This window comes from Microbacterium umsixpiens (assembly GCF_053543675.1).
In genome coordinates this window covers 15626-22960 of the sequence record NZ_JBLVOH010000213.1, presented here as the reverse complement: position 1 = coordinate 22960, position 7335 = coordinate 15626, and the positions used below count along the sequence as shown (strand labels likewise).

Below are 7335 nucleotides of genomic sequence, written 5' to 3'. Positions count from 1 at the left end.
GAGGGGCCGGGGCGCTCTGTGCGAGGCGGGAATGGGGTCAGCGGGTGCCGACCGGCTCCTTGTCCGTGGCGGCATCCGCCTCGGGAGCATCCTCGTCGTCGCCGGAGTCGTCGGCGAAGGGCAGGCCCTCGCGCGGCGCGTTGTAGAGCTCCTCGTTCAGGATGCCCTCACGCTTGGCGACGATGGTCGGGATCAGCGCCTGGCCCGCGACGTTGACCGCGGTGCGGCCCATGTCGAGGATCGGGTCGATCGCGAGCAGCAGCCCGACGCCCTCGAGCGGCAGGCCCAGGGTCGACAGCGTCAGCGTGAGCATGACGACCGCGCCGGTGGTGCCGGCGGTGGCCGCCGAGCCGACGACCGAGACGATCACGATCAGCAGGTACTGCACGAAGTTCAGCTCGATGCCGAAGAACTGGGCGACGAAGATCGCGGCGATGGCCGGGTAGATCGCGGCGCAGCCGTCCATCTTGGTGGTCGCCCCCAGCGGCACGGCGAACGACGCGTAGGAGCGCGGGACGCCGAGGTTGCGCTCGGTGACGCGCTCGGTGAGGGGCAGCGTGCCGATCGAGGAGCGGCTGACGAACGCCAGCTGCACGGCGGGCCAGACACCCGAGAAGTACTGCTTGATCGACAGGCCGTGCGTGCGCACCAGGATCGGGTACACGACGAACAGCACGAGCGCGAGGCCGATGTAGACGGCGGCCGCGAACCAGCCGAGCGAGGCGAGCTTCTCCCAGCCGTACTTGATCACGGCCGAGCCGATGAGACCGAAGGTGCCGAGCGGGGCGATGCGGATGATCCACCACAGCACGCGCTGGATGACCTTCAGCAGCGACTCGGTGAAGACGAGGAAGGGCTCTGCCTTCTTGCCGGCCTTGAGTGCCGCGATGCCGATGACGGCCGCGACCACGATGACCTGGAGGATGTTGAAGCCGACGCTCGACGAGAACGTGCCCTCCACCGCGCCGGGAGAGGTGTTGACCGTCAGGCCGAGGAAGTTCTGCGGGATCAGGCCCAGCAGGAAGTTCCACCAGGTACCCACGGTGTACGGCTCGCCGGTCTCGAGGCCCTCGCCGGCGCGGTTGCCCGGCTGGATCACGAGGCCGAGGACGATGCCGATGATCACGGCGATGAACGCGGTGAAGGCGAACCACAGGATCGTCTGCCCGGCCAGGCGTGCGGCGTTCTGCACGCGACGGAGGTTCGAGATGCTGGCGACGATGGCCGTGAAGATCAGCGGGACGACAGCGGCGCGCAGCAGCGTCACATACGAGTTGCCGATCGTGTCGAGGGTGGCCGACAGGCCGTTGGGGTTCTCCGCCGTGGCTCCGAGCTGGCGGCCGATCAGACCGGCGGCGATGCCGAGGACGAGGGCTGCGAGGATCTGGAAGCCGAACGAGGTCAGCAGCTTCCGGACCGGCCCGCGGGTGTCAGGCGCCTTCTGGGCGCGTGCGGTGGTGCTCATGAGGGTGGGGACTCCAGGATCACGGCGCGCCGAGTGCGCGCCCTGAGGCCCAACGCTATGACCGCCTGGGAATTCCCTGGGCGGATATGACGAACGATGACGCTGTTCGCTCAGCTGCCGCCGCGGGCTCGCGCGTCCGTCGCCGGATCGAACCATTTCAGGTCGGGGAATCGCGCGAACCCACGGTCTCGGGTGGCGAGGCGCGCGCCGTTCGCCAGAGTGAGCGCGGCGATGTATGCGTCGGGGACGAGGTTCCCCCGGATGCCCTGATCGCCCGCGGCGAGAGCGTCGAGTCGGTTCCAAGTCGGCGCCCCTGCCGTGAGCCACTGTGTGCGCGGGGCGGCGACGAGGCTGCGGGTGAAGGCCATCGCCGCGTCGATCGGTGCCGGGGCCGTGGTGATCCGCGGATGGGTGACGATGCGGACGAACCCGCTCAGGATCGTGTCCGAGACGCCGACCGGTTCGAGGGTGAGCACCTCGTTCAGCCACGGAGCGTAGGTCTGATGTTCCGCGGAGTCGGCGCGGAAGGCGTAGACGAGGATGTTGACGTCGGGGACGATCACCGGATCGGAGTCTCTTCCAGTGCTTCCCACAACGCGTCGCGGTCGTCGATGTCGACGAGGAATCGTGATGTGCGCGGGTTGCCGAAGGTTGGCAGGGGCTCGACGGGCGCCGCGGGTTCGAGCTTCGCCAGGTGCTCTCGCAGGGCCTCTTCGATGAAGCTCGTGAAGGTCCGGCCCTCTTCGGCTGCGCGCGCCTTCGCCTCGGCCGCGAGGGCTTCGGAGAGGTTCAAGGTGGTTCGCATGCAGACAAGCATACTCGTGGACGCAGACATCTGCCTGCATCAGCGCGGAGCCAGCACGAGCAGCTCACCCACCTCGCAGTCGAGCGCCTCGCAGATCGCGCGCAGCGTGGAGTAGCGGATGGCGCGGGCGCGGTCGTTCTTCAGCACCGACAGGTTCACGATGCTCACCCCCACCGTGGCGCTGAGCTCGGTCAGGGTCATCCCGCGGTCGGCGAGCAGCTCGTCGAGCCGGCAGTGGATGCCGGTGAGTTCGTCGTCGCTCTCGGCCGGGGTCACACCAGTCCCTCCGTGTCCTTCTGCAGGCGCTCGGTCTCCTGCTGCAGACGCGCCCTGTCCTGCTCGAGGCGCATGCCCTGGCGGAAGACGGCGGCGAGGGCCGCGAGTGCGAGGGCGGCCAGGAAGGGCCAGGGTGTGACGGTGAGCTGAAAGACCACCGGGTACCACTCGCTGTCGGGCGGGAACACCTCGCGCAGTCCGGTGGTCGCGGCGATGCCACCCAGGAGGTCGGCGGCCACCCCGATGACGAGGACGGCGACGGCTCCACCAGTGAGGGCGCGCGTCACCATGTGCGAGAACACCCGCCCTCGCAGGGTGTAGAAGCAGATCACGGCGACGATCACGGCCGGCATCGTGGACAGGGCGAGGGTGCTCAGCTGGGCTGCCGCGGCGAGCAAACGCAGTCCCAGAGACGCGTTCCCGACGGTGAAGTCCGTGAGCGCCTCGCCGCTGCACGTGAGCATGGTCGTCGCGCTGTCGCCGTATTCCGAGCAGGGGAGATTCGCGGGCCAGTCCACATACACGTTCGTCTGGCCGTGGAGTTCGGCCCAGTCGACCGTGAATGCCTTGATGATGGTGACCACGGCGCCCACGGCCGAGAGCAGGATCCACCAGCCGGAGAGCGTGAGGGCCGCGTCCAGCGCGATCGTGCGGCTTCCCCGTCGACGGCCGTTCCAGACCAGGAGTCCGACGATAGCCGCGATCACCGCGAGCCCGATCCCGATGTAGAGCAGGGACTGTCCGAGTTCGTCAGATCCGAATGCGAGCATCAGACGAGTCCCTCCGTCTCCTTCTCGAGCGCCGCCTTCTCGTGCTGGAGGCGGATGCCGCGGCGGAATGCGACGGCGACCAGCCCGACAGTCACCCCCGTGGCGAAGAACGGCGCGATCGTCCAGAACTCGACCAGATGTACGGGCTCACCGTCGCCGAGACCGAGAGCGCTCGTCACGCCGTTGCGCCCCATCGTCTCCAGCATCACGATCAGGATCGGCGCTGCCACGAGCGTCCAGCCGATCGCGTTGAACGCCCACACGTTCGCGCGGACGAAGAAGCGGCCGCGCAGGAAGTTCCAGGCGACCAGGGTCACGCTCGCGATGACGAGGAGCGCCGCGAGAGCCCACAGCGCGATGGCGGCGACGATCGCGACGATCGACACCGTGTCCACGCCGCTCGCGATGATCATCGCCTCGTCGGCGAACCCTTCGATCGAGATGGCGCCCGAGTCGGTCGTCGCCGAGATCGGCTGCTGGTCGATCGGGATCGTCCAGGCGATTCCGGTCTCGCGGAACGTGCGCGCGACGCGCAGGATCGTGGCGAACGCGACCGTGACCAGCGCCGCGGCGGCGTAGAGGATCACGGTGATGGCATCCGCCGTCTCGGATCGGGTGGCTCTGGTGGTCGTGTTCGTCGTGGTCATCAGACGAGTCCTTCCGTGTCGCGCTGCAGTCTTCGGCCGATCTCGAACAGACCGGCGACGAGGGCGAGGGCGAACGCCCAGCCCACGGGTGCGAGGTCGAACTGCACGAGGAGCGTCCACAGCACGTCCTCGACCTGCGGATCGGTGGCGGCGAGGTCCTGCACGATCATGGCCCGGCCGACGCCGCCGGCGAACTGTCCGAACAACGAGCCGGCGATCATCAGGATGGCGGCGACCGCGAACATCCAGCCGAGCGATGCGCGGAAGGGCCGCGAGCGGATGAGGGAGACGCCGAGCCACCAGACGCCGGCGCACAGCGCCACGGTCGCGAGGGCCGGGAGCAGCGTCTCGAGGAGCAGCATCCAGCGGGCCCCCGAAGGCATCGCCGGAACCGTGACGAGCGCGGTGTCGACCGTCGCCGCGCCCACGCCGGAGACTCCGTCCAGCGCGGTCAGGTCGACGTCATGCACGGGCATCGACACGGTCGGCGCGGTGCCGAAGATCTCGGAGGCGGCGGAGGTGACGGCGACGATCGCGCCGATCCCGACGCTGACCGCGCCGGTGGCGATGAGCCCGAGGGCCACACCGTCGATGAGCGAGGGTCGTGCTTCTCTGGTGAGCATCGCTGCCTCCTGGGGTTCGGTTGTTATCGACTGTCGTTAACATAACGACAGTCGATAACTCGGTCAACCCCCGGTATGCCCACGGCGAACACGGGCATACGTGCCCTGCGCGGTGGTTACTCTCGATGTACAAGCGCTTCACGCGTCTTCGCCCCGTGCGAATAAGGAGTCACAGCATGTTCGAGAGATTCACGGACCGAGCCCGTCGAGTGGTCGTCCTCGCCCAAGAAGAGGCGAAGATGCTCAACCACAACTACATCGGGACCGAGCACATCCTGCTCGGCCTCATCCACGAGGGTGAAGGCGTCGCCGCCAAGGCCCTCGAGAGCCTCGGCATCTCCCTCGACGCCGTGCGCGAGCAGGTGCAGGACATCATCGGCCAGGGTCAGCAGCAGCCGACCGGGCACATCCCGTTCACGCCGCGCGCCAAGAAGGTGCTCGAGCTCAGCCTCCGCGAGGCCCTGCAGCTCGGCCACAACTACATCGGCACCGAGCACATCCTGCTCGGCCTCATCCGTGAGGGCGAGGGCGTCGCCGCTCAGGTGCTCGTCAAGCTCGGCGCCGACCTCAACAAGGTCCGCCAGCAGGTCATCCAGCTGCTCTCCGGAGCCCCTGGCCGCGAGCCGGCATCCGTCGGTGCGCAGACCAACGACTCGCCTGCCGGCACCCAGGGTGGTTCCGCGGTGCTCGACCAGTTCGGTCGCAACCTCACCCAGGCCGCGCGAGACAACAAGCTCGACCCGGTGATCGGGCGCGAGAAGGAGGCGGAGCGGGTCATGCAGATCCTCTCCCGCCGCTCCAAGAACAACCCCGTCCTGATCGGCGAGCCCGGCGTCGGCAAGACCGCCGTCGTCGAGGGTCTGGCCCAGGCGATCGTCAAGGGCGATGTGCCCGAGACGCTGAAGGACAAGCAGCTCTACTCGCTCGACCTCGGCTCCCTCATCGCCGGTTCCCGCTACCGCGGTGACTTCGAGGAGCGTCTGAAGAAGGTCACCAAGGAGATCCGCACGCGCGGCGACATCATCGTCTTCATCGACGAGATCCACACCCTCGTGGGTGCGGGTGCCGCCGAGGGTGCGATCGACGCGGCCAGCATCCTGAAGCCGCTCCTCGCTCGTGGTGAGCTCCAGACCATCGGTGCCACCACGCTCGACGAGTACCGCAAGCACTTCGAGAAGGATGCGGCGCTCGAGCGCCGCTTCCAGCCGGTGCAGGTCAACGAGCCGACGCTGCCGCACACCATCAACATCCTCAAGGGGCTGCGCGACCGCTACGAGGCGCACCACAAGGTGCAGATCACCGACGGTGCGATCGTGGCCGCGGCGAACCTCGCCGACCGCTACGTCTCCGACCGGTTCCTTCCGGACAAGGCGATCGACCTGATCGACGAGGCCGGCGCACGCCTGCGTCTGTCGATCCTGTCGAGCCCGCCCGAGCTGCGTGAGTTCGACGAGAAGATCGCCACGGTGCGCGAGCAGAAGGAAGTCGCCTCCGAGGAGCAGGACTTCGAGAAGGCCGCATCCCTCCGCGACGAGGAGAAGAGTCTCCTCGCCGAGCGTCTGCGTCTCGAGAAGCAGTGGCGTGCGGGCGACGTCGCGACCTCCGCGGTCGTCGACGAGGGTCTGATCGCCGAGGTGCTCGCACAGGCCACCGGCATCCCCGTGTTCAAGCTCACGGAAGAGGAGTCCAGCCGACTCGTCTTCATGGAGAAGGCCCTGCACCAGCGCGTCGTCGGTCAGGAAGAGGCGATCGCCGCCCTCTCCAAGACCATCCGTCGTCAGCGTGCCGGTCTCAAGGACCCGAAGCGTCCCTCGGGCTCGTTCATCTTCGCCGGCCCCACGGGCGTCGGAAAGACCGAGCTCGCCAAGGCGCTCGCCGAGTTCCTGTTCGATGACGAGGCGGCTCTCATCTCGCTCGACATGAGCGAGTTCGGTGAGAAGCACACGGTCTCGCGTCTGTTCGGTGCCCCTCCCGGATTCGTCGGATTCGAAGAGGGTGGCCAGCTCACCGAGAAGGTGCGCCGCAAGCCGTTCAGCGTGGTGCTCTTCGACGAGATCGAGAAGGCCCACCCCGACATCTTCAACTCGCTGCTGCAGATCCTCGAAGAGGGTCGGCTCACCGACGGCCAGGGTCGGATCGTGGACTTCAAGAACACGGTCATCATCATGACCACCAACCTCGGTGCACGTGACATCGCGGGCGGTCCCGTCGGCTTCCAGATCGAGGGCAACGACTCGACCAGCTACGACCGGATGAAGGGCAAGGTGAACGAAGAGCTCAAGCGGCACTTCAAGCCCGAGTTCCTCAACCGTGTCGACGACATCATCGTGTTCCCGCAGCTGTCCAAGACCGAGCTGGTGCAGATCGTCGATCTGTTCGCCAAGCGTCTCGGCGAGCGTCTGCTGGACCGCGACATGACGATCGAGCTGTCGCAGGCCGCCAAGGAGCGTCTCATCGAGATCGGCTTCGACCCGGCGCTCGGCGCCCGACCGCTGCGTCGCGCGATGCAGCACGAGGTCGAGGACCGTCTGTCGGAGAAGATCCTGCACGGTGAGCTCAACTCGGGTGACCACGTGAAGGTCGACGCGAAGGACGGGGAGTTCCTGTTCGAGCACGGCCCGCGCGGCGAGAAGGTCGCGGTCGGTGCCAACACCGGCGGCGGCGCGATCGCCGGCACCCCCGACCTGGCGGTCGCCAGCGGGGAGTGACCTCCGGCTGAATCACGAAGGCTGAATCGCGAAAGGGGGGG

The 7335-nt window shown here is 67.7% G+C and carries 8 protein-coding genes; 1 reads left to right on the top strand and 7 read right to left on the bottom strand.

What is annotated here, in order from left to right:
* Window positions 1–37: 37 nt before the first annotated feature.
* From ACNPM4_RS18345 to ACNPM4_RS18315, 7 genes are all read right to left on the bottom strand, one after another.
* Window positions 38–1465, bottom strand: coding sequence for a dicarboxylate/amino acid:cation symporter (locus ACNPM4_RS18345; protein ID WP_448986647.1), 1428 nt, complete (start codon window positions 1463–1465; stop codon window positions 38–40).
* 110 nt (window positions 1466–1575) lie between these two features.
* Window positions 1576–2028 (bottom strand): TA system VapC family ribonuclease toxin, encoded by a 453-nt coding sequence (locus ACNPM4_RS18340; protein WP_448986646.1) that lies wholly within the window; start codon window positions 2026–2028, stop codon window positions 1576–1578.
* On the bottom strand, window positions 2025–2270 hold the full coding sequence (locus tag ACNPM4_RS18335; RefSeq protein ID WP_448986645.1) for a CopG family transcriptional regulator: 246 nt from the start codon (window positions 2268–2270) through the stop codon (window positions 2025–2027). Before ACNPM4_RS18335 ends, ACNPM4_RS18340 begins: the two co-directional genes overlap by 4 nt.
* 39 nt (window positions 2271–2309) lie before the next feature.
* Complete coding sequence (locus ACNPM4_RS18330; protein ID WP_029262449.1) at window positions 2310–2546, bottom strand: helix-turn-helix domain-containing protein; 237 nt, start codon at window positions 2544–2546, stop codon at window positions 2310–2312.
* Window positions 2543–3316, bottom strand: coding sequence for a hypothetical protein (locus ACNPM4_RS18325; protein ID WP_448986644.1), 774 nt, complete (start codon window positions 3314–3316; stop codon window positions 2543–2545). Before ACNPM4_RS18325 ends, ACNPM4_RS18330 begins: the two co-directional genes overlap by 4 nt.
* Window positions 3316–3963 (bottom strand): hypothetical protein, encoded by a 648-nt coding sequence (locus tag ACNPM4_RS18320; protein WP_105711934.1) that lies wholly within the window; start codon window positions 3961–3963, stop codon window positions 3316–3318. The genes ACNPM4_RS18325 and ACNPM4_RS18320 overlap by 1 nt, the downstream gene beginning before the upstream one ends.
* Complete coding sequence (locus tag ACNPM4_RS18315) at window positions 3963–4586, bottom strand: hypothetical protein (RefSeq protein WP_448986643.1); 624 nt, start codon at window positions 4584–4586, stop codon at window positions 3963–3965. Before ACNPM4_RS18315 ends, ACNPM4_RS18320 begins: the two co-directional genes overlap by 1 nt.
* A gap of 176 nt (window positions 4587–4762) precedes the next feature.
* Here ACNPM4_RS18315 and ACNPM4_RS18310 point away from each other — a divergent pair, with 176 nt between their 5' ends.
* On the top strand, window positions 4763–7294 hold the full coding sequence (locus ACNPM4_RS18310) for an ATP-dependent Clp protease ATP-binding subunit (protein WP_029262445.1): 2532 nt from the start codon (window positions 4763–4765) through the stop codon (window positions 7292–7294).
* The last annotated feature ends 41 nt before the right edge of the window (window positions 7295–7335 follow it).